19 protein-coding genes and 2 pseudogenes are annotated in these 21604 nt (G+C 67.9%); 11 read left to right on the forward strand and 10 right to left on the reverse strand.

Going from position 1 to position 21604, the window contains the following annotated elements:
* Positions 1-8: 8 nt before the first annotated feature.
* Positions 9-1178 carry an LLM class flavin-dependent oxidoreductase gene (locus PGN37_RS10780; RefSeq protein ID WP_335331023.1) on the forward strand — a complete coding sequence of 390 codons (1170 nt, stop codon included), beginning with the start codon at positions 9-11 and terminating at the stop codon, positions 1176-1178.
* Positions 1175-2371, forward strand: coding sequence for an SfnB family sulfur acquisition oxidoreductase (locus tag PGN37_RS10785; RefSeq protein ID WP_335331024.1), 1197 nt, complete (start codon positions 1175-1177; stop codon positions 2369-2371). The genes PGN37_RS10780 and PGN37_RS10785 overlap by 4 nt, the downstream gene beginning before the upstream one ends.
* A gap of 5 nt (positions 2372-2376) precedes the next feature.
* Here PGN37_RS10785 and PGN37_RS10790 read toward each other — a convergent pair whose 3' ends face one another.
* Together PGN37_RS10790 and PGN37_RS10795 are read right to left on the reverse strand one after the other, a co-directional pair.
* Positions 2377-2634 (reverse strand): acyl-CoA dehydrogenase family protein, encoded by a 258-nt coding sequence (locus tag PGN37_RS10790; RefSeq protein ID WP_335331025.1) that lies wholly within the window; start codon positions 2632-2634, stop codon positions 2377-2379.
* 367 nt (positions 2635-3001) lie between these two features.
* Positions 3002-3568, reverse strand: a pseudogene (locus PGN37_RS10795) (acyl-CoA dehydrogenase family protein); the annotation flags it as partial.
* A gap of 99 nt (positions 3569-3667) precedes the next feature.
* Here PGN37_RS10795 and PGN37_RS10800 point away from each other — a divergent pair.
* Positions 3668-4867 (forward strand): acyl-CoA dehydrogenase family protein, encoded by a 1200-nt coding sequence (locus tag PGN37_RS10800; protein ID WP_335331026.1) that lies wholly within the window; start codon positions 3668-3670, stop codon positions 4865-4867.
* Here the strand turns inward: PGN37_RS10800 and PGN37_RS10805 are convergent.
* The 5 genes from PGN37_RS10805 to PGN37_RS10825 form a co-directional block, all read right to left on the reverse strand.
* Positions 4864-5937 carry an ABC transporter ATP-binding protein gene (locus tag PGN37_RS10805; RefSeq protein ID WP_335331027.1) on the reverse strand — a complete coding sequence of 358 codons (1074 nt, stop codon included), beginning with the start codon at positions 5935-5937 and terminating at the stop codon, positions 4864-4866. The genes PGN37_RS10800 and PGN37_RS10805 overlap by 4 nt on opposite strands.
* Positions 5934-6725 (reverse strand): carbohydrate ABC transporter permease, encoded by a 792-nt coding sequence (locus PGN37_RS10810; protein ID WP_335331028.1) that lies wholly within the window; start codon positions 6723-6725, stop codon positions 5934-5936. Before PGN37_RS10810 ends, PGN37_RS10805 begins: the two co-directional genes overlap by 4 nt.
* Entirely contained in the window at positions 6722-7591 is an 870-nt protein-coding gene (locus PGN37_RS10815; protein WP_335331029.1) for a carbohydrate ABC transporter permease, read from the reverse strand. The genes PGN37_RS10810 and PGN37_RS10815 overlap by 4 nt, the downstream gene beginning before the upstream one ends.
* The gene (locus tag PGN37_RS10820) at positions 7588-8940 is read right to left on the reverse strand and encodes an extracellular solute-binding protein (protein WP_335331030.1); all 1353 of its coding nucleotides are present in this window, start codon (positions 8938-8940) and stop codon (positions 7588-7590) included. Before PGN37_RS10820 ends, PGN37_RS10815 begins: the two co-directional genes overlap by 4 nt.
* 79 nt (positions 8941-9019) lie before the next feature.
* The gene (locus tag PGN37_RS10825; RefSeq protein WP_335331031.1) at positions 9020-10228 is read right to left on the reverse strand and encodes a cytochrome P450; all 1209 of its coding nucleotides are present in this window, start codon (positions 10226-10228) and stop codon (positions 9020-9022) included.
* Between the two features lie 215 nt (positions 10229-10443).
* On the opposite strand from PGN37_RS10825, the gene PGN37_RS10830 reads away from it, so the two are divergent.
* From PGN37_RS10830 to PGN37_RS10855, 6 genes and pseudogenes are all read left to right on the forward strand, one after another.
* The gene (locus tag PGN37_RS10830; RefSeq protein WP_335331032.1) at positions 10444-11658 is read left to right on the forward strand and encodes an MCE family protein; all 1215 of its coding nucleotides are present in this window, start codon (positions 10444-10446) and stop codon (positions 11656-11658) included.
* Entirely contained in the window at positions 11655-12695 is a 1041-nt protein-coding gene (locus PGN37_RS10835) for an MlaD family protein (protein ID WP_335331033.1), read from the forward strand. The genes PGN37_RS10830 and PGN37_RS10835 overlap by 4 nt, the downstream gene beginning before the upstream one ends.
* Positions 12692-14119, forward strand: a complete 1428-nt coding sequence (locus tag PGN37_RS10840; RefSeq protein ID WP_335331034.1) for an MCE family protein — start codon at positions 12692-12694, stop codon at positions 14117-14119. The genes PGN37_RS10835 and PGN37_RS10840 overlap by 4 nt, the downstream gene beginning before the upstream one ends.
* A 4-nt stretch (positions 14120-14123) precedes the next feature.
* Positions 14124-15662 carry an MCE family protein gene (locus PGN37_RS10845; RefSeq protein ID WP_335331035.1) on the forward strand — a complete coding sequence of 513 codons (1539 nt, stop codon included), beginning with the start codon at positions 14124-14126 and terminating at the stop codon, positions 15660-15662.
* Positions 15659-16796 (forward strand): annotated as a pseudogene (locus tag PGN37_RS10850) (MCE family protein). Before PGN37_RS10845 ends, PGN37_RS10850 begins: the two are co-directional and overlap by 4 nt.
* A gap of 2 nt (positions 16797-16798) precedes the next feature.
* A complete protein-coding gene (locus tag PGN37_RS10855) occupies positions 16799-18355 on the forward strand; it encodes an MlaD family protein (RefSeq protein WP_335331036.1) in 1557 nt (518 codons plus the stop codon).
* A 3-nt stretch (positions 18356-18358) separates the two neighbouring features.
* Here the strand turns inward: PGN37_RS10855 and PGN37_RS10860 are convergent, their stop codons facing one another.
* Positions 18359-19126, reverse strand: coding sequence for a lysophospholipid acyltransferase family protein (locus tag PGN37_RS10860; RefSeq protein WP_442932908.1), 768 nt, complete (start codon positions 19124-19126; stop codon positions 18359-18361).
* Between the two features lie 32 nt (positions 19127-19158).
* Positions 19159-19791, reverse strand: coding sequence for an FMN-dependent NADH-azoreductase (locus PGN37_RS10865; protein WP_335331038.1), 633 nt, complete (start codon positions 19789-19791; stop codon positions 19159-19161).
* Positions 19792-19863: 72 nt separating this feature from the next.
* Between PGN37_RS10865 and PGN37_RS10870 the strand changes: the two genes are divergently transcribed.
* On the forward strand, positions 19864-20427 hold the full coding sequence (locus tag PGN37_RS10870) for a TetR/AcrR family transcriptional regulator (protein WP_335331039.1): 564 nt from the start codon (positions 19864-19866) through the stop codon (positions 20425-20427).
* 7 nt (positions 20428-20434) lie between these two features.
* Here the strand turns inward: PGN37_RS10870 and PGN37_RS10875 are convergent, their stop codons facing one another.
* A complete protein-coding gene (locus PGN37_RS10875) occupies positions 20435-20647 on the reverse strand; it encodes a hypothetical protein (RefSeq protein ID WP_335331040.1) in 213 nt (70 codons plus the stop codon).
* A gap of 149 nt (positions 20648-20796) precedes the next feature.
* On the opposite strand from PGN37_RS10875, the gene PGN37_RS10880 reads away from it, so the two are divergent.
* The gene (locus PGN37_RS10880) at positions 20797-21501 is read left to right on the forward strand and encodes a M15 family metallopeptidase (RefSeq protein WP_335331041.1); all 705 of its coding nucleotides are present in this window, start codon (positions 20797-20799) and stop codon (positions 21499-21501) included.
* The last annotated feature ends 103 nt before the right edge of the window (positions 21502-21604 follow it).

The following is a 21604-nucleotide window of genomic DNA, read 5'->3' on the forward strand; positions in this document are numbered from 1 at the left end:
TTCACATCATGTCTCTTCGTCTGCACTGGTTCCTGCCCACCTACGGCGACAGCCGCCTGATCGTCGGCGGCGGCCACGGCACGCCGGCCGGCGCCGCACACAGCGACCGTGACGCCTCGATCGACTACCTCGCCTCGATCGTGCGCGCCGCCGAGTCTTTCGGCTTCACAGGCGCATTGATCCCGACCGGCGCCTGGTGCGAGGACGCGTTCGTCACCGCGGCGCTGTTGGCCCGGGAGACGACGTCGCTGGCGTTCCTGGTCGCGTTCCGGCCGGGGCTGGTCAGTCCGACGTTGTCGGCGCAGATGGCGGCCACGTTCGCCCGCCACGCCCCGGGGCGTCTGCTGCTCAACGTCGTCGTCGGCGGAGAAGCTCACGAGCAGCGGTCCTTCGGCGACTTCCTGGACAAGGACGGGCGTTATCAGCGCTGTGACGAGTTCTTGGAGGTGGTGCGTCGCCTGTGGACCGGGGAGAGGGTGACGCTGGAGGGCGAACACATCCGCGTCGACGACGCCGCGTTGGCGACGCTGCCGGACCCGGTGCCGCCGTTGTATTTCGGGGGCAGCTCCGCTGCGGCGGGCCCGGTGGCCGCCAAGCACGCCGACGTCTACCTCACCTGGGGCGAACCGCCGGCCGCGGTAGCCGAGAAGATCGGCTGGATTCGCAAGCTCGCCGCTGACGAGGGCCGCCCGGTGCGCTTCGGTATCCGCCTGCACACCATCTCGCGAGACACCGCAGACGAGGCGTGGCAGCAGGCCGACCGTCTGGTGGCCGCGCTCGACGAAGAGACGGTCCGCAAGGCGCAGGATGGCCTGCACCGCAGTCAGTCCGAGGGGCAGAAGCGGATGCTCGCGCTGCACGAACAGCATCGCAGCAACGGAAGTTGGCACGACGCGCGGTCTCTGGAGGTGGCGCCGAATCTGTGGGCGGGCGTCGGCCTGGTGCGCGGTGGTGCGGGCACCGCATTGGTGGGCAGTCACCAAGAGGTCGCCGATCGCATCGCCGAGTACGCGGAGGTGGGTATCGACGAGTTCATCTTCTCGGGTTACCCGCATCTCGAGGAGCTGTACTGGTTCGGCGAGGGTGTCGTGCCGATCCTGCGCGACCGGGGCCTGTTCACAGCAGAGACGAAAAGCACTGCTGCGCCGTCGATCCCGTTCGTGGGGTCGAGCCGGTGATCACCTCCGTCGACGACGTCCTGCCCGTTGCGCGATCGGTTGCCGAGGATGTCGCCGCCGGTGCGGCCGAGCGTGACGCTCATCGCCTCCTGCCGCACACCGAGATCAAGGCACTAAAAGATTCCGGCCTGCTGGCCATCACGGTGCCCGAGCGGTGCGGTGGCATCGCCGCCCCGGCCACGGTGGTGGCCGAGGTGTTCCGCACGCTCGCCCACGCTGACCCGTCGCTGGCTCAGATCCCGCACTCGCACTTCACCTTTCTGGAAGCGCTCCGACTTCAGGGCACCGTCGAGCAGCACGAGCTGTTCTTCGGTGAGGTCCTCGCCGGCGCGCTGGTGGCCAACGCGCAGAGCGAGCGGGGTCCGCATCCCATCGACGTGGATGCGACGACGTTGACACCCCGTGTGGGCGGGGACTACGTCCTGGCCGGCCGCAAGTTCTACAGCACGGGAGCGCTGTTCGCCGACTGGGTGGTCGTCCGCGCATCGTGCAGCGACGGCTCCGGCGAGGTCCCGGTGGCGTCCACGCCGAAGGCGGTCGCATTCGTACCGCGCGACGCGAAAGGACTGGAGGTCGTCGACGACTGGGACGGTATGGGTCAGCGCACCACGGCATCCGGGACGGTGACGCTCGACGACGTCGTGGTGCCGGCATCCCATGTCGTACCGTTCAGTCCGATCTTCTCGAAGCCGACGGTGTACGGGGCTCGGGCGCAGTTGTGGCACAGCGCCATCGACGTCGGCATCGCGACCGGCGCGCTCGCGGCCGGCGTGCACCAGGCTGGTCGCGCCCGAGCACATTTCGAGGCGCGGGTACCCGCGGCGGTCGAGGACCCGACGGTGATCAACGCAGCGGGTGAGCTGGCCGTCACGGTGCGTTCGGCCCAGGCATTGCTGTCCGAGGCGGCCCGCCGCATCGACGAGGCCACGGCGCATCTGACGGAGGAGTCCGCCGCCGAGGCATCGGTGGCGGTGGCGGCCGCCAAGGTGGGCGCGGTGCGCGCGGCGCTGGCGGCGTCCAACGGGCTGTTCGAGCTGGGCGGCACGAGAAGCGCATCCGCATCGGACAACCTGTCGCGATTCTGGCGGGATGCCCGCACGCACACGCTGCACGATCCGACGCGGTGGAAGCTGCAGCACATCGGCCGCTACACCCTCTCGGGCACCGTGCCGCCGCGGCACGGGCAGATCTGAGTCGTTCAGGTGTAGAGCGTGATCGGCTGCACGTCGCCGGTCAGGTAGTGGGCCCCGACTTCGAGTTTCTTGTAGTCGACGGGGTCGTGCAGCGAGTGGGTGCGGATGTTGCGCCAGTACAGGTCCAGCCCGACCGAACTCAGCGTCGAACTGGCGCCGGTGACCTCGTAGACCCGGTGAGCCACCTCGAGCGCGGTCTCGGTCGCCACGATCTTCAGCGCGGCGACACCGATTTCGACCTCGGTGCGGTCGTCGGCGGTCACGTCGGCGCCGCGGGGCGATCACGGCGTCGAACTCGGCGTTCCACCGGTCGGCCAGTGCCTCGACAGCGGCGGTGCGAGCTAGGAGTTCGCCGAAGGTGCGCTGCACGAACGGGTCTCGCGAATAGTGCGGGGCTGAGCTGAGCAGCCATGCGCCGCGCCGCTGCAGGGTGAGGTCGCGCGCCCGCGACAGGGCGCCCTCGGCGATCCCGAGGTACAGGTTGGCGAAGCCGAGCTGCACCCCCGGCGTGACGAGCGTCGAATACGGTTCCTCACCGACCTCGCCGAGTACGTCGCCCGGGGCGATCCGGACGTCGCTGTACTCGACGGTGCCGCTGGCCGACAGTCTCTGCCCCAGGGCGTCCCAGTCGTCGCCGAAGTGCACCCCCGGCCGGTCGTGATCGACGACGGACGCCAGCACGGCCACACCCGTGGACGCCATCACCAGTGTGACGTCGCCGGTGGCAGCCCCGGTGGCGAATCGCTTGCGGCCGTTGAGGAGGTACCCGTCACCGTCGGAGGTGAGAACGAGGTCGGGATCGACGGGGTTGACCGCATCACCCCACAGCCAGCTGCCGCGCGCCGACGCGGTGAACCAGTGTTCCCAGCGCGCTTCGTCACCGAAGAACACGATGCTGGCCTGGTTGCAGTAGTGGTAACTCAGGAGCTGCGCGATCGAGCCGTCGGTGCGGGCCAGGCGGCGCACCGCGCGCAGTCCGGTGGACCAGTGCCCTCCCGCGCCGCCGTAGCGGGCCGGGATCAGCAGGTCGGCGAGCCCAGACTCCTTGAGCAGCTTCAGTTCCGCTTCGGGTGGCCGGTTGGCGCGGTCACGCTCGAGGACGTCATGGGCCAGCGTGGAGGCGACGTCGTCGGCGATCGCGTCCCAGTGCTGAGTTTCGGCGGGTGTCAGCGGTTCGGTCCAGGGCGTGCGGGGCATCGCGGACACTGTACGGACGTGTGCCTGGATTGAACCGACTTCTGTTCTGTTGGAGTCAAATCGGTGCGCTGCGGTGCAGATGTGGTCGACTGTGCGGTCGTGACCGATATCGCCACCCGTTCCAGGCTCGCGCAGGCCCGCGTCCACTTCGCCGACGTGTTCGCCGAGATCGCCGCCGGGACACGGGACCGGGAACTGGCCGGTGTGCTGCCGTTCGAGGCGGTGTCCCTGTTGAAGCACGCAGGCTTCGGAACCTTGCGGGTCCCTGTCGAGTTCGGCGGTTGGGGGCTGGACTGGACCGAGATCACGGCACTGTGGATCGACCTCGCAGCGGCCGACGCCAATCTGGCACAGGCGTTGCGCGGCCATTTCGTCCTGGTCGAGGACATCGTGTTCCGGCACCGTCGCGGCGAGGACCAGTCCCGCTGGTTCGCCCGCTTCGTCGCGGGCGAGATCGCGGGGAACGCATGGACCGAGACCGGCTCGACTGCCATGGGCGATGCGCAGACGACGGTCACGCACCGCGACGGACGTCATGTGGTGAACGGGCGCAAGTACTACACGACCGGCACGATCTTCGCCGAGTGGGCTGATGTGTACGTGAAGGACAGCGACGGCTGGGCGACCGCGGTCGTGGACACCCGCCAACCCGGCGTGGTGGTGCACGACGACTGGGACGGCTTCGGCCAGCGAGGCACCGGGACCGGCACCACCGAGTTCACGGACGCGGTCGCCGACGATGTCATTCCCTTCGAGCGCAGGCATCCCTACCAGACGGGGCTGTACCAGCTGAATCTGGTGGCGACGCTCGCCGGCATCACTCGGGCGGTGCTGGCCGACGTGACGTCCGAAGTCCAGCGCCGTGATCGTAACTACTCGCACGCGAACGCCGCTCGAGTGCGCGACGACGGACAGGTCCTGGGCCGGGTGGGCGACATCTGGGCGGCGGCCTACACCACCGAGGCGGTGGCCTCGCGACTGGCCGAGGCCATCGACGCGGCCGCGATCGCCGACGACGAGGCGCTGCCTGCGGCCGCCGAACGAACCGAACTCGAGGCGGCCGCTGCGCAACTGACCGCGTCGCGGTTGACGATCGAAGCCGCGTCCGACCTCTTCGACACACTCGGCGCGTCGGCGGCCTCACGCGCCCGCGGGCTGGATCGGCACTGGCGCAACGCCCGCACGGTGGCCTCGCACAATCCGCGGTTGTTCAAGGCGAAGGTGCTGGGAGCCCACGCCGTCAACGGCACTCCCCCGCCGTACGCCTGGGGTATCGGCCGCACCCAGCGCGACAGCTAGTCGAGCCGGTCGCCGCTGGCGGTGTCGAACAGGTGCACGTGGTCGGCTCGCACGTCCAGGGCGACGGTGTCCCCGGGTGCAGGCGCGTCGGGCCACTTCGCCACCGCGGCGGCCTCGACCACCGCCGTCACGCGGAGCTCCCCCAGCCGGACGATCAGAACATAACGGGGACCGAGTAGTTCGACGAGTTCCAGCGTCCCGTTGCCCGCCGCGTCCGGGGTGACGGTGAGGTCTTCGGGCCGCACGCCGAGAGTGACGGCGTCGTGGTCGGTGCTCGGGACGCGGACGCGCAGTCCTGCGGCACCGAAGAGACCGTCGTGCACCGCACCGGGGATGAGGTTGGTGCTCGGCGAGCCGATGAAGCCTGCGACGAAGGTGTTGGCCGGCCGTCGGTACAGCTCGGCCGGAGTGCCCGCCTGGACGATCCGTCCGGCACGCAGAACCACGAGCTGGTCGGCGATGGTCATCGCCTCCTCCTGGTCGTGGGTGACGTAGAGCGCGGTGATTCCGGAGTCTTGCTGCAGCCGCCGTATCTCGGATCGCAGCTCGACGCGCAGCTTGGCGTCGAGGTTGCTCAGCGGTTCGTCGAAGAGGAACAGCGAGGGGGTGCGCACCAGCGCGCGGGCGATCGCCACCCGCTGCTGTTGACCGCCGGAGAGCTGGCGGGGTTTGCGATCGAGCAGCGCGGTGATGCCCACCCGCTCGGCGGCGTGCCGAACACGTTCGGCGGTGGCGTCTTTGGGCACACCGCTGTTGCGCAGCGGGAAGGCGATGTTGCGCTCGACGCTCAGGTGAGGATAGAGCGCATAGTTCTGGAAGACCATGGCCACGTCCCGCTGTGACGGTGTCGCGGCGGTGACGTCACGCCCGTCGATGTGCACGGCGCCGTTGTCGGCGGCTTCGAGGCCGGCGACGATCCGTAGGGTGGTGGACTTCCCACAGCCGGACGGTCCCACCAGAACGGTCATCGATCCGTCGGGCAGCGACAGGGTGAGCTCGTCGACGACCGTGGTCCGTCCCGTCGACGTGTCGAATGTCTTGGTGATGTCGCGGAGTTCGACGGTACTCATTTCATGGCTCCTGTCGTCAGCCCGCCCACCAGGTACCGCTGGGCGGCGAGCGCGAGCACATAGACCGGCAGGATGCCGAGCAGGCCGGCCGCGGCCTGCTGACCGAACTGGACGTTGCGGTCGCCCTGGAACAGGGACAGTCCGACGGTCAACGTCTGACTTTCCTTGGTCACGGCGAGGTAGACCGCGAACAGGAAGTCGTTGTAGCTGAGGAAGAACACGACGAGCAGCGCCGCGACCACGCCCGGCAGGAGCAGCGGCACGACGACTTTGCCGAAGATGGCCGCCGGCCCCAGCCCGTCGATGGCGGCGGCCTCGTCGATCTCGACGGGGATGCGGCGGACGAAGCCGTCCAGCAGCCACGCCGCGACGGGCACGCCCGCGATACCGTTGACCAGGATCAGCCCCCCGATGCTGTTGACCAGACCGACCGAGCGGAGCAGGAAGAACAGCGGGATGATGGCCACGATCGGCGGCGCGCAGTAGCTGGCGAGCAGGACGGTGAGCAAGCGCTCGCCGCGGACATGCCGGGCGGTGAAATACGCTGCGGGGGCTGCGATCACGACAGCGAGCAGGGCGGCGCCCACGGCTGAGACCCACGAGTTCTGCAGCATCGTGCCCAGTTCGATGGTGTCGAAGACTTTCACGACGTTGTCGAACGTCCACGCATCCGGCAGGAGGCTCGAGTTCAGTACGTCACCGGCGGGCCGCAGTGCCAGCGACACCAGGTAGGCGATGGGCAGCAGCGCAACGATCACGGCGCCGGCCAGCGCGATGCGGCGGCTCACCCGTCGGCCTTCACCGCGCGCGCCCGCAGCGCGGTGACCACGGTCGCCACGGCACCGACCACCAGGCCGAAGACGAGGGTCTGCGCGGCGGCGGTGCCCATGTCGAAGCTGCCCCGCAGACCGGTCTGGTAGATGACGAACGGCGATAACGCAGTGGAGAATCCGGGCCCGCCCGAGGTGATGACGACGATCGAATCGAACACCTTGTAGCCGATCACCAGCTCGAGCACCGCAACGGCCCACACCGTCGGGCCGATCGCCGGCCAGGTCACGGTCGTGAACGTCCGCCACCGTCCGGCGTTGTCGATCCGGGCCGACTCGAGGAGCTCGGGCCGCACGACACCGAGAGCGGCGAACGCGATCAACGTCGCGAACGGGGTCCACTGCCAGATGTGGATGACCATCAACACGATCAGCGCTCCCCACCCGGAGCCCAGCGGGTTCACACCACCCAGACCGATGGCGGCGAAGATCGCGGCCAAACCGCCGCCGACCGGCGCCAGCAACAGTTTCCAGGCGACGCCCACAAGCACGGGTGCGGTCACCAGCGGGAGCAGCAGCAACGCTCCGGCGATCCCGAAGCCGCCACCACGGTGGCGCAGAAGCAGCGCCAGGGCGAGTCCGAGGGCCGTGGTCGCCGCGGCGACGACGAGAGCGAACAGTGTCGACTTCCACAGGGACGGGGCGAAGGCCGGTGATGCGAACGCCGTCTCGAAGTTGGCGACACCGGTGAAACTGCGCAATGGATGTGCCAGAGACGATTTCGTCAGCGCCAACCCGACGAGATAGACCGTGGGGTACACCAGGAACAGCGTCAGTCCGGCGATCGCGGGCGCGGCCAGCCACAGCGGAACGCGCCGTGTCATGTCGCGGCGCTCTCCCATCCACGCTGCGCGTTGTCCAACGACTGCTCGACGGTCTGACTGCCGCTGATCGCCAGCGCGAGCTGATCGACCAAGTCCTGCAACAGTTTCGGCGCACCGGCTTGCTTCGGCCACACCAGCGGATCGCCGCCGAGACCCTGCCGGATGGGGGCGATCGCCTTGGTGACGACTTTGGCGTAGCCGTCGGAGTCGAGCACTTCCGTGCGTACGGGGTCGATCCCGGCGCCCGCCGTGGAGGACACCACGAGGTTCTGCGGGGCTGCGGTCGCCCAGTTGACGAATGCGGCTGCCGCGTCGGCGTTCTTGGTCGCGGTCGAGATGCCCAGCCCGAAGCCCGCGTCCAACGCGGTGCGGGGCGTGGTGTTGGTGCCGCCGACGGGCAGCGAGACCGCACCCCACTTGCCGGCGATCTGGGAGGCGGTCGGATCCTCGGCCCGCAGAGCCATGTCGGTCCAGGTGTCCAGCAGCGCGCCCTGGCCGGTGAGGAACGCGGTGTTCGCCTGGTCGAATCCTATCTGCAGCGGGGTCGGCAGGGCAGCCGGCGCCACGTCGACGAGGTGCTTGAGTGCGGCGATCGAGGCGTCGGAGGTCAACGTGGGTTTTCCGTTGGCGTCGACCAGGTTTCCGCCGTAGCCCGTGAGCCGGTTGATGTAGGAGCAGCCGAGGATCATCGGAACCTGTTGGCCCGACACGATCGCGCCGTATGCCGCACCGCGTGCGTCGGTGGTGATCTTCGCGGCGACCTCGTCGTAGTCGTCCCACGTGGTGGGCGGCGTGACCCCGTACCGATCCAGCAGTTCGGCGTTGTAGAAGAGGATGTGGATGTCACCGTCGTACGGCAGTCCGTATCGTTTGCCGTCGAGCAATGTGTACGGGTCATACACCGAGTGCAGGTACCCGTCGACGCCGATCTGTGTCGCGTTGGCATCGATCCACGGTGTCAGCTCGGTCAGCGCCCCCGCGTCGACGAGGTCGCCGAGGCCGAAGTAGAAGTAGTCGAAGACATCGAATTCACCGGTGCCGCTTTGCACATCGAGGATCTGCTTACTGGTCAGCTGATCGTAGGGCGATGCGGTCACCTCGAGCTTGCCGCCGGTGGCCGCCGCCCACTTCGGGGCGAGGACGTCCCGGAACGACGTGACGTGCGGCTGGTTGACGAGCAGTTTGAGCGTGACACCGTCGAAGCGGCCCGACAGCGGCGCGGTGGACGGAAGCGCGGAACTGGTACTCGATGAGCCGCACGCGGCCAGTGCCGGGGCGAGGACAGCCGCGCTGCCGGCGAGGCCGAGCAGCTGAAGCGCACGACGACGCGAGAAGGCAGGAACGGTCACAACGGGACACGCTACGAAGACTCACAGAGTGTTCGTAAGAGAAAAACTCAGCCCGAATCTTGCTGGTGGAGGTGCTGAGTCAGTCGACGCTGCAGGGCAGGGCTTTGATGCCGTGCACGAACATCGAACGCAGCGGGTCCGGCGGTGCGGTGGCATGCAGCGTCGGGAATGCGGACAGCAGTGCGCCGAGTACCACTCGGATCTCCATGCGCGCCAATCCTGCTCCGAGGCAGAAGTGGGGGCCGCCGGCACCGAAGGCCTGGTGATCTCGGGCGTTGGACCGCGTGATGTCGAAGCGCGTCGGGTCGGGGAAGACGGCGGGATCGTGGTTGGCGGCCAGGTACCAGACCACCACCTTGTCTCCTGCACTGACCACGGTGTCACCGAGAACGGTGTCCGTCGTCGCGGTGCGCCGCATGTGCAGGACAGGCGACGACCAGCGCAGGATCTCCTCGATGGCGTTGGCGTGCAGTCCGTCGAAGTCGCCGGCCAACGCATCTCGTTGGTCGGGGTGCTGGCTGAGCAGATGCACCGCCCACGCCAGACCCGTGCGGGTGGTGTCGTTGCCCGCGGCGGCAAGCAGTATCACGAACGATCCGAATTCTGTTGCGCTGAGGCGCTTCCCGTCGACTTCAGCCTGCATGAGGGCGGAGGTGATGTCGTCACCGGGCTGTTGTCGACGCCGGCGGCCGAGGTCGATGGTGTACTCGAAGAATTCGCTGACCGCCCGCAGGCTGGTGTCGACGTCGCTGACCTGACCGTCGCCGACACCGAGGATCAGGTCGATGAGCTCGCGCAACCGCGGCCGGTCGGAGACCGGGATGCCGAGTAGGTCCGCGATGACCTGGAAAGGCAAGCTGGCGCCGACGGTCTCGACGAAGTCGAAGGTGCGACGCTCGCGAATGTCGGAGACCACTGCTGCAGCCAGTTCGCCGACGTAGTCGGTCATGCGGCGAATCGCTCGCGGAGAAAAGGCCACCTGCACGAGGCGGCGGTACTGCTGATGCTTCGGGTCGTCCATCACGATGATCGAGCCGAGCATCTCGAGGAGCTCGGGCGGCATGTCGTCGAGCGAGAAGCCGCGGGTGCTGGTGAAGGTCTTCGCGTCGCGGGTCACCGCCCGCACCCCGGCGTAGGACGTCACCGACCAGAAGCCGGGCCCCTGCTGCTGCGGGACGAATTCGACGCCACCACTGCGCTCACGCATCCTACGGAACGCGTCGAGCCGAGTCTCGAGGTCGGTGTCCCAGAACGGACTGAGGACAGAGGGGTCCACCGCAGAGTCCATACTTCGAAGTATGGCACACATGTCAGGGCCGACATGTGAACGCTGTGTGAGGGAGCCCCACCAACGGTCAGAACGCATTCGCACAATCACTCCATGTCCGTACGAAAAAGTATGTTACGGTCGGCGGCACCCGATAGTCGGAAGTCGGAGCGGATCATGCAACGCAGTCGGTGGGCAGACCTACCCGCGCCGTCCGGCGTTGTGCGAAGGCAGTCGTGACCGGCGCCAGGGACAGGTCGCGCCGCCGGCGGTATCGCAGCGCCGGAGCGGTGCTGCTCGTCGTCGCGGCCGTGGCCGGCACGCTGGTCTACCTCCAGTTCCGCGGCAAGTTGGAACCGACGGTGCGGCTGACCGTGCTGGCCCCCCGCGCCGGCCTCGTACTCGACCCCGGCTCGAAGGCCACGCTCAACGGGGTGCCCATCGGCCGCGTCGTCGAGGTCCGCCCCGACTCGACGGACGCGCTCCCGTCGGCGCGCATCCTCGTCGACGTCAAGACTCGCTATCTGAATCTCCTGCCGCGCAACATCGAGACGACCATCACCGCGTCCACGGTCTTCGGCAACAAATACGTCGCGTTCACCTCGCCGCCGGTTCCCGACCGTCCGGTCACCTCCTCCGATGTCCTACGCGTCGAGCCGGGTTCGGTGACCACGGAGTTCAACACCCTTTTCGAGTCGGTCACCGCGATCGCAGAGAAGGTCGATCCGATTGCGCTCAACATGACCCTGCAGGCCACCGCCGATGCGCTGACCGGGCTGGGCGACAAATTCGGGCGCTCACTGGTGGATGCGGACATGGTGTTGCGCCGGGTGAATCCCCGCATGCCACGAGTGCGTGACGATGTCACCGCCCTGGCCGATCTCGCCGACGTCTACCAGGGCGCGGCACAACCCCTACTCGACGGTCTGCGTGCCAGTCTGACCACCACGCGCACCCTCTACGCGGGGCGCGATCGACTCGATGCGGCACTGCTGTCCGCGGTCGGCTTCGCCACCACAGCTGCGGACACGCTCGAGCAGGCGACCCCCTTCCTGACGCGCGGACAGGCCGACCTGACACCGAGCGCGCAACTCCTCGACACCTACTCGCCGTCGCTGCTGTGCACCATCCGCAACTTCCACGACGTGGCGCCCAAGGTCTCTGATGCACTCGGCAAGAACGGCTACTCCGCGGTGACCGAGACCAAGATCCTGGGTGCGGCCAACCCATACGTCTACCCGGACAACCTGCCGAGGACCAACGCCCACGGAGGCCCGGGAGGCGCTCCCGGGTGCTGGCAGTCGATCACGCGAGACCTCTGGCCCGCTCCGTATCTCGTGATGGACACCGGCGCGTCGCTGGCCCCCTACAACCACTTCGAGCTGGGGCAGCCGCTGCTCAACGAATACGTCTGGGGACGTCAGTTCGGCGAACACACGGTGAACCCGTGAAAATCACTGGAACCGCCCTGCGCCTCGGCGCCAGTTCGCTTGTCCTCCTCGCCTTCACCGGCCTCATCATCGTCGTCTTCGGTCAACTGCGATTCGACCGCACCCACGACTACGTCGCGCGGTTCACCAACGCCAGCGGAATCCGCGCCGGCCAATTCGTCCGCATCGCCGGTGTCGAAGTGGGCAAGGTGCGCGACGTCCGACTCGATGCGAACGGGCGCACCATCCTCGTGGGATTCGACGTCGACGACGCGATGCCGCTCGACGAGGCCACCAGGGCGGAGATCCGTTACGCCGACCTGATCGGCAACCGCTTCCTGGAATTGACCCACGGCGACGGTCCGGGTGCGGACCGTCCGCTGCCGCCTGGCGGGGTCATCCCGGAAGAGCGCACGGCACCCGCGCTCGACCTCGACGCGCTGATCGGGGGTTTCAAGCCGCTGTTCCGGTCCCTGGACCCCGACAAGGTCAACACCATCGCCCAGTCGCTCGTCACCGTCTTCCAGGATCAGGGCGGCACCATCGATCAGATCCTCACGCAGACAGCGCAACTCACCCAGTCCCTGGCCCAGCGCGATCAGGTCATCGGCGAGGTCATCGCGAATCTCAACACGGTGTTGCAGACAACCGCCGCGCACCAGAAGGAACTGGACCAGACCGTGCTGCGCCTGCGCAGTCTGATCGTCGGACTCAACAGCCGGGGAGATTCGATCGCCGCCGGTGTCGCGGACATCAGCGATGCCGCAGGGACATTGGCCGATCTCCTCACCGAGAACCGGCCCGTCCTGCAGAGCACCATCGTCGGCCTGCAGACCGTGCAGCAGCCGCTGCTCGCTCAACGTGACGAACTGTCCGACCTGCTCACCAGGTTGCCCGACGCGCTGGCGATCCTCGCCAGGACGGGCGGTATCTACGGCGACTTCTTCAACTTCTACCTGTGCGATGCCAGCCTCAAACTCAACGGCCTGCAGCCGGGCGGTCCCGTCCGTACCGTCAAGCTGATCGGGCAGCCCTCGGGAAGGTGCACCCCGAAGTGAGGGTCCTCGACTCCGGCAAGCGCGTCCGCACCGGCCTGATGGGTGTCGTCCTCACCGTCCTCCTGACCGGCGTGGGGCAGGGCTTCACGACAGTGCCCATGCTCTTTGCGACACCCGAGTACTACGGACAGTTCGCCGACGGCGGCGGGCTCGGCCCCGGCGACGTGGTGCGCCTCAACGGAATGGACGTCGGAACCGTCGAGACGATCGTGGTGGCCGGTGACCGCGTACGAGTGGGCTTCACGCTCGGGTCGGCGCGCATCGGCACCGACAGCAGGCTGAGCATCCGCACCGACACGATTCTCGGCAAGAAGACCCTCGAGGTCGAACCCCGCGGGACAGAACCTCTCGCCGCGAACGGGGTGCTCCCGCTGGACCAGAGCACGACGCCCTACCAGCTGTCCGAGGCCATCGACGATCTGACGAAATCAACGGGCGGATGGGACATCACGAGTGTGAGGACGTCGTTGGACGTGCTGTCGGAGACCATCACCGCCAGCGCACCGCAGCTGTCGGCGGCCCTCGACGGGGTCGCCCGGTTCTCCGACACCATCGGCACCCGCGACGATCAGCTGACGACGCTGCTGTCCAACGCCGACCAGGTCGCCACGGTTCTGGGCTCCCGAAGCAGCCAGATCAACGAACTCATGGTGTCCGCGCAGGCCCTGCTGTCGAAGGTCAACGACCGACAGGCAGAGATCGACGCACTGCTCGGCAACGTCAGCGCCGTCTCGGCCCAGATCAGTGGATTCATCGCCGACAATCCCAACCTCGACACCGTGTTGGTGCAGCTGCGGCAGCTCACCGAGACGCTGGTGGCCAACAAAGCGAACCTGACCCGCACGCTGGCCAGTGTCGACCGGTTCGTCGGCGCCATCTCCGAAGCAGTGGCGTCCGGACCCTTCTTCAAGGTGATGATCGCCAATCTTCTTCCCGGCCAGTTCCTGCAGCCCTTCATCGATTCCGCGTTCAAGAAGCGCGGCATCGATCCGCAGAAGTTCTGGGGCGACGCGGGCCTGCCCGCGTTCCGGTTCCCGGACCCCAACGGGACGCGATTCCCCAACGGTGCCCCGCCTCCCGCGCCCGGCGTCCTCGAGGGCACCCCGGAGTACCCGGGGCCGGCGGTGGAGAAGGGCTCTCCCTGCTCCTACACGCCCGCACCCGGTGCGCTGCCCACCCCGGCGGACCCGCTGCCGTGCGCCCGCGAGACCGTGGGACCGTTCGGACCTAACCCCTACGGTCCCGATTACGGGCCGCCGGACGTCGCCGCATCAGCACCGTCGCCGGATACTGCTCCGGCACCGGGCATTCCGGCGGCCGCGATACCCGGACAGACATCGCCCGCGGTGCCTGGCGCCCCCGTCCCGCTGCCGCCGGCACCGCCCGGCGCCCGCACCGTCCCGACCCCGCCCGACGGAGAGTGATGTGATGACCACCGCCGTGCGCCACCGACTGCGTTCCCGACGCGGTGTCGCTGTCGTCGTCGCGGTCGTGGCGGTGCTCGCCCTGCTCGTCTCACTCGCCGGGTACGCGGGCTACCGCGCCTACCGGTCACTGACCACGACGACGGTCACCGCGTACTTCCCCGAGACCGTCGGGTTGTATCCAGGGGACCGTGTCCTGGTGATGGGTGTGCGCGTCGGTGCCATCGACTCGATCGTCCCCGAGCGCGACCGTTCGAAAGTGGTTCTGCACTTCGACCATTCGGTGATGGTCCCAGCCAACGCCACAGCGTCCATCCTGAATCCGAGCCTGGTCGCCTCGCGAGCGATCCAGCTGGGGCCGGCATACGAAGGTGGGCCGGCACTGGCCGACGGAGCCGTCATCCCCGTCGAACGCACTCAGGTACCGGTCGAGTGGGACGACCTGCGCAAGCAACTCGCCGAGCTGGTCACCGGTCTGGGTCCGACCCCGGCACAACCACGAGGACCCGTGGGGGACGTCATCGCAGCATTCGGCGACGGCCTCAGCGGAAAGGGGCGCCAACTCAACGACACGTTCCGAAGTCTGTCGGACGCGTTGTCCGCGTTGAAGAAAGGACGCGGCGACCTGTTCTCGGTGGTGCGCAACCTCGCGTTGTTCGTGACGACGCTGCGCGCCAGCGACCAGCAGTTCGCGGCGTTCAACACCGACCTCGCCACCCTGACCACAGCCCTGCATGATTCCGACCAGGAACTGGCGCGCGGCGTCCGTGGTTTCCGCACCCTGCTCGACACAACCCGCACGTTTCTGGACCGCAACGGTGAGGTGGCGGCCACCGATGTGAAGAATCTGCGGGAGGTCACCGATGCGCTGCTGCAACCGGACGCCCTCAAGGGTCTGGAGAACACGCTGCACGTGCTGCCCACCTTCGGCGCGAACTTCGTCAACATCTATTCCCCGGTGAACGGGTCGCTGACCGCCGTGCCGGTGGTGAACAACTTCTCCAATCCACTTCAGTTGCTGTGCAGCGGTATTCAGGCCGGTAGCCGGCTCGGTTATCAGGAATCCGCAGAACTGTGCGCCCAGTACCTGGCACCCGTCCTGGACGCCATCAAGTTCAACTATCTGCCGTTCGGCGTCGTCCCCGCCACCACCGCCTCGACACTGCCGAAGTACATCGGCTACTCCGAGGATCGCCTGCGGCCCCCGGCGGGCTACAAGGACACCACCGTGCCCGGCGTGTGGGCACGAGACACCCCGTTCTCCCACGGCAATCATGAGCCGGGCTGGGTGGTCGCCCCCGGCATGCAGGGTCTCGAGGTACAGCAACTCACCCAGAACATGCTCACCCCGGAGTCGCTGGCAGAGATGATGGGCGGGCCGGACGCGTCGCCACCCCCGGCGGGCGCCCGGGCACCCGGACCGCCCAACGCCTACGACCAGAACAATCCGCTGCCGCCCCCGTGGTATCCGCAGCCTCCGCCGACCCCGGCTCCCGGGCCGCCCGGTACGCCGTTGCTGCCGGCCGAAGGTGCCTCACCGTGACCCGCACGCTGAGCCGCGGCGCGCAGCGAGTCGCCGCGGTGCTGCTCGGGGTCGTCTTGCTGACCGGGTGCGGTTCGTGGCGGGGACTGGCGAACGTGCCGCTGCCTGGGGGACCAGGCAGCGGCCCCGGGCACACCACGATCTACGTGCAGCTGCGAAACACGTTGGCCCTGAACGTGAACAGCCGGGTACGCGTCGCCGATGTCTTCGTCGGCCGAGTGTCGAAGATCGAGGTGCAGCACTGGTCGGCTCTGCTGACGCTGGATCTCGAACCCGGAATCAGTCTTCCGCGCAACGCGACGGCGAAAGTCGGTCAGACCAGCGTGCTGGGCAGCCAGCATGTCGAACTCGCCGCGCCGCCCGATCCGTCGAGGCAACCGCTGCGCGACGGTGACACCATCCCGCTGTCGCAGACCTCGGCGTTTCCGACGACCGAACGGACGCTGGCCACGATCGCCACGGTGTTGCGCGGGGGGTGGTGTCTCCAACCTGGAGTCCATCTCGACCGAGCTGGATCGCGTGTTCAGCGGCCGGGCTGAACAGATCCGGGATTTCCTCTCCCAGCTCGCGACGTTCACCACCTCGCTCAACGACCAACGCGACGGGATCAACCGCGCGCTGGACTCCACCAACGAACTCCTGCGTACACTGGCTGCCGGACGCGACGTCATCGACCAAGCCCTGATCGAATTGCCCCCGCTGATAGCGCATTTCGACGACAAGCGGGAGCTGTTCGCCGATGCGACGACGGCACTCGGGCGCCTGTCGCGCGTGACCGATGACGCGCTCACTGCGCCGCGCGCCGATTTGGAGACCAATCTTCGTCTGCTGCAGCGGCCACTGCGTCAGCTCGGCCGCGCGGCACCCTATGTGGCCGGCGCCCTGAAAGTGCTGCTGACTGCACCGTTCAACATCGACAACGTTCCCAAGGTGATTCGCGGCGACTACGTCAACATCTCCGGGGTGATCGACTTGACGCTGAGTTCGATCGACAACGCTCTTCTCAGCGGAACAGGCGTCTCCGGATCCTTGCGCGCGCTGGAACAGTCGTGGGGGCGCGACCCGGCGACGATGATCCCCGACGTGCGCTACACCCCGAATCCTGCCGACCTCCCACCGGAACGGGGGCAGTAGAGATGCTTCCCCGCGGCCGCCGTCGGCAACTCATGATCTTCGCGGTTCTCACCGTCGTGTCGATCACGGTGCTCGGCACCTACTATCTGCGCCTGCCTGCGCTGGTCGGCATCGGTCGCTATTCCGTCGCCGTGGCCCTTCCGTCGTCAGGCGGTCTCTATCCCACGGCGAACGTCACTTTCCGCGGCAGCACCATCGGCACGGTCACCTCTGTCGAGCCGGTCAGCGGCGGGGTCCGCGCGGTCCTGTCTCTCGACGACGACGTCCGCGTGCCCGGCGATGTCACGGCCGACGTGCACTCGATCTCCGCCGTCGGCGAGCAATACCTCGAACTGGTCGCCGACGACCCGGATGCCACCTCCGCCACCGTGTTGTCAGCGGGCCAGACGATCACCAAAAGCACCGTGCCGCAACCGATCGGTCCGTTGCTCGATGCCACCAACCGGGCGGTCGACGCGTTGCCGCAGGACGAGCTCGCCGCAGTGCTGAAAGAGACATCCACGGCTGTGGGTGGAATCGGCCCCACCCTGCAGCGTCTCGTCGACTCCGCCCAGGCCCTCGGCGGGGATCTCGCCGCCAACGCCGACGCCATCGACGCGATCATCGACAACTCGGGACCGCTGCTCGACAGTCAGGTCTCGACCGGCGCGGCGATCAACACGTGGGCACGTAACGTACGGGACTTGGCGCGTCAGGCACAGCAGGAAGACGATTCCGTCCAGGCCGTCCTGCAGAATGCGGCGCCGACCGCGGACCAGCTGAACACGTTCTTCGGCGATGTGCGCGAGGCACTTCCCCAGGTGCTCGCCAACACCGCTGTGGTGTTCGACATGCTCAAGCGCTACCACGCCGGCCTCGAACAGGGTCTGGTCTTCCTTCCGCAGGGCGCCTCGATCGCGCAGGCCGTGGTGGCTCCGTACCCCAACGCCGCGGTGCTCGACTTCCGGCTCGCCATCAACCAGCCACCTCCCTGCATGACCGGTTTCCTGCCGGCCTCCGAGTGGAGGTCGCCGGCAGAGACCACCACGATCGATCCCCCGGTACGGGCGTACTGCAAGATCCCGAAAGAGTTCCAGGGCAACGTGGTTCGGGGAGCACGCAACTACCCCTGCGCCGACGTCCCCGGCAAGCGGGCGGCCAGTCCGGAAGAGTGCCGCAGTGACGAGCCCTACCGACCGACGGGCACCAACCCGTGGTACGGCGACCCGGAGCAGGTGCTGTCCTGCCCCGCCCCCGCGGGCCGGTGCGATCAACCCGTCCGGCCCGGCATCGTGGTCCCGGCCCCGAGTGTGAACAACGGGCGCAATCCCGCGCCCGCCGATGCGCTCTCACCCTCCCCGGGCGGGACCCGGGACCCGGTGACGGCGCCCAGGTCGGGGACGACGACATGCACTGGGCAGCAGCCGAATTCGTGTACCTACGTTCCCGCCGACATCCCTTCCGCGATGTACGACGTCGCGCGGGGGCAGGTGACGGCCAGTGACGGCACGGTGTTCAGCGTGTCATCGCCACCCATCACCGGAGACGAGTGGAAGGGCATGCTCGCACCGGCAGGGTGATCGTCACCGCCCGATGAGCCGCGACACCAGTGAGGCCTGCGGATCGTTGCGCTGTTGGTCCTGCAGGAATGCGATGCCATCCTCGACGGCTCGGCGGACGCGCTCGCGCACGCGCCGGACCGCGCGGTCGTCGTCGTGGCGGCCGGCGAGGTCGTCGGTGGGGATGGCCGGGCCGAACCAGTAGTACTGCCGTTCCGGTCGCGGGATCGGCGTCGGTCCGACGCCGCGAACCACCGGCCACAGATCGGGGCTGCCCGTGATCGTCTCGAACGCGGAGCGCAACGGGGCCATCACCGGGTTGTCGCTGTCGACCACGACGTCGAGTGCCTCCTCAGCGCCGACCGAGGCGAACGGCACGATCGGGTAGCCGTGCTTGATGGCGAGCCGTGCGAAACCGACCCGGTTCTTCCAGATCAGCTGATACTTCTCGCCTTTGCGTTTCGCCACCTCCCGTCCACCCCCCGGGAAGACCAGGACGTTCTGGCCGTCGACCATCAGCGCTTCGGTGACGGCTCGGGTGCCATCGACCACCCCGACGGCGTGCAGCAGATCCCGCCAGAGCGGAAGCGCGAAGTGGGCGTGATCACCGAGTACCCGCACCGGGATGCCTCGCTCCCACAACTCGGCGAGTATCAGCGGGACGTCCAGCACACCCAGCAGCGTGTGATTGCCGACGAATAGTGATGGCGTGAGGTCGATCTCGTCGATTCCGTAGACTCTCGGACGGATCAGACGCCGCACCGGCGCCAGCGCTGCCACCGTCCGTCCCATCACGTCCGGGGCAGGCGTGTCGGGTGCCTGCGTCACACCGGCGACGCCTTGGCTGCTTGCTCACCGCGCTGACGAGCCGTCGCAAGGGCTTCCACCCGGAACTGCTCCCGTTCCTGCGCGGTCCACCGCGTGGTGGGTTCCAGCACAAGGGAATCGACGCGGTAGCCGAGCAGCCCGAAGACGTACTCCAGGTACGGCAACTGGAAATCCTGCAGTTCGGGATGTCTGCCGTCGTAGGCGCTGCTGCGCGTGAGGATCAGGTGCAGCGGTCGCCCCTCTCCGAGGGTGCCCACGTGGCGGCCGTCGCCGTCGAGAGTGAACGTCAGGAGCGGCTGCACGATCACGTCGATCCAATTCTTCAGCGGGGCAGGGATGGACCAGTTCCACATGGGCGAGGAGATCACCACCCTGTCGCTCGCCCGCACGCGATCGATGCCGGCGCGAACCCGCTCCCACCCCGCCTCCTGGGACTCGGTGAGCGTCTCTCCGAACAGCGGCGCGAACTTCGCGGTAGCTGCCTCACGATCGAAGGTCGGCACGTCCTCTGCCCACACATCGAGATGATCCACCGTCCCCCCGCCGGCGGCGTCGAGAAAGGCGCGAGCGGCCTCCGACGACAACGACGCTCGACCTTTCGGGGATGCCTCGACCCAGAGAGTGCGCACGGCGGTCACCATACCAAAAAGTATGCCGAGGCGACCCCGCCCGTCCTCGAGCAGAGCACTACGCTGACTCGGGTGGCAGCCGAGCACCGGGGCACCGGGCGCAACACGTCAGACGAGTGGCTACAGGCCGGTTTCGCGCTGCTCGCCGAGGACGGCTTCACCGCCCTGAAGATCGACAACCTCTCGGCGCGACTGGGCATCACGAAAGGCAGCTTCTACTGGCACTTCACCGACATGGCGGCCTACAAGGCCGCTCTGGTGTCGGCGTGGGCCCAGTGGCGCGACGACGATCATCGGCGGTTCAGCGAGCTGGGCGCGCTGCCACCGCGGGAACGACTCATCAAGATGACGGCGTTTCTCGTCAGCCCCCGACAGTGGATGCTCGAGCGCGCGATGCGTGAGTGGGGACGTTCCGACCCTGCCGCCGCGCGCAGCGTCCGGGCCGCCGACCGCCGGGCGCATGCGGCAGTGCGGCAGGCGTTTCTCGACATCGGATTCGACAGGAAAACCGCCGAGGAACGCTCGCAGTGGCTGTTCGCGATCGGCGTCGGTGCGCTTCATCTGTCCAACGCGAAGTCCCCGCGGTTCCCCCTGAAGCGGCGTCAGGAGTTGGTGGACTTCATGCTCCGGCCGTGAGGCCGCCTCAGCAGAGAGAGCCCGCGAACACCGCTCCGGTCACGAGCGCGACGAGGATCGCGACGGTCGGCATCCCGCTGGACAACGCGAGAACCACTCCCGCGATGCCGGCGATGAGCACCGTCGCCATCACGAACCCGATCAGCCAATTCACGGGGTGAGAGGAGCGCGCTGGCTTCATCTCCTGCGGGACCATTGCGCCCTCGCCGATTCCGGCCATGATCGTCCTCTCTGTGATGACCGACACACTATAACGTGGCGATGACGCAGATCACAGCAACAACGGGCAAGCTCGCACATCGAAAGCCGCTCTAACAAAAGCGATTAGACGGCCTAAGCGGGTGTTGGAGATTCGGTACCTTCGCAGGTGTGCGCCTGCGCAGGCTCGTCCCGCTGACGGCCCTGACGGCCGTCCTCGTGCAGTGCGCGCCGGCGCCCGCGCCACCGACACCGCCCAGCACGACCACCACCACAACCACCGCGCCGACCACCACGCTGACGACACCCGAGCCTCGACCGGCCACCGTCGACACGGTCACCGCCGCCGACCTCGGCGCAACCTGGCGGCCGGGCTGCCCGGTGTCCCCGGATCAGCTGCGTCGCGTCGAGCTCGACTTCTGGGGGTCGGATGGCCGCCTGCATCGCGGGGAGCTGGTGGTCGATGCCGCGATCACCGATGCCGTCATCGACGTGTTCGCCCGCCTTGCTGCGCTGCGCTTCCCGATCGAGAAGATGAACAGCCCCAACCGCTATCCGGGCGCGGAGGACGAATTGTCGATGCGCGACAACAACACCTCGGCCTTCAACTGTCGCGGCATCCCGGGGTCCACCAGCTGGTCCTGGCATGCGTACGGCCGGGCGGTCGACATCAACCCACTCGTGAATCCCTATGTCGATGCCCGTGGACATGTCGAACCTGCCACCGGCACACCGTGGCTGGACCGGAGCCGCCGCGACGCCGGCATGCTGCACGACGGCGACCCCGTGGTGGAGGCGTTCGTGACCAGGGGCTGGCGCTGGGGCGGGCACTGGCGTACGCCGATCGACTACCAGCACGTCGAGCTCCCGCGGTGAACTCCCGACATGACCCTCCCACGATGACGTAGGTCACACCTTCGCCGGACCGTGAACCGAACCGGCAGCCCCGTCGTGTCCCGTTCAGGCCTTCGATCGGACA

Origin of the sequence: Mycobacterium kyogaense, from assembly GCF_036946525.1 — a bacterium.
GTDB lineage: Bacteria > Actinomycetota > Actinomycetes > Mycobacteriales > Mycobacteriaceae > Mycobacterium > Mycobacterium kyogaense_A.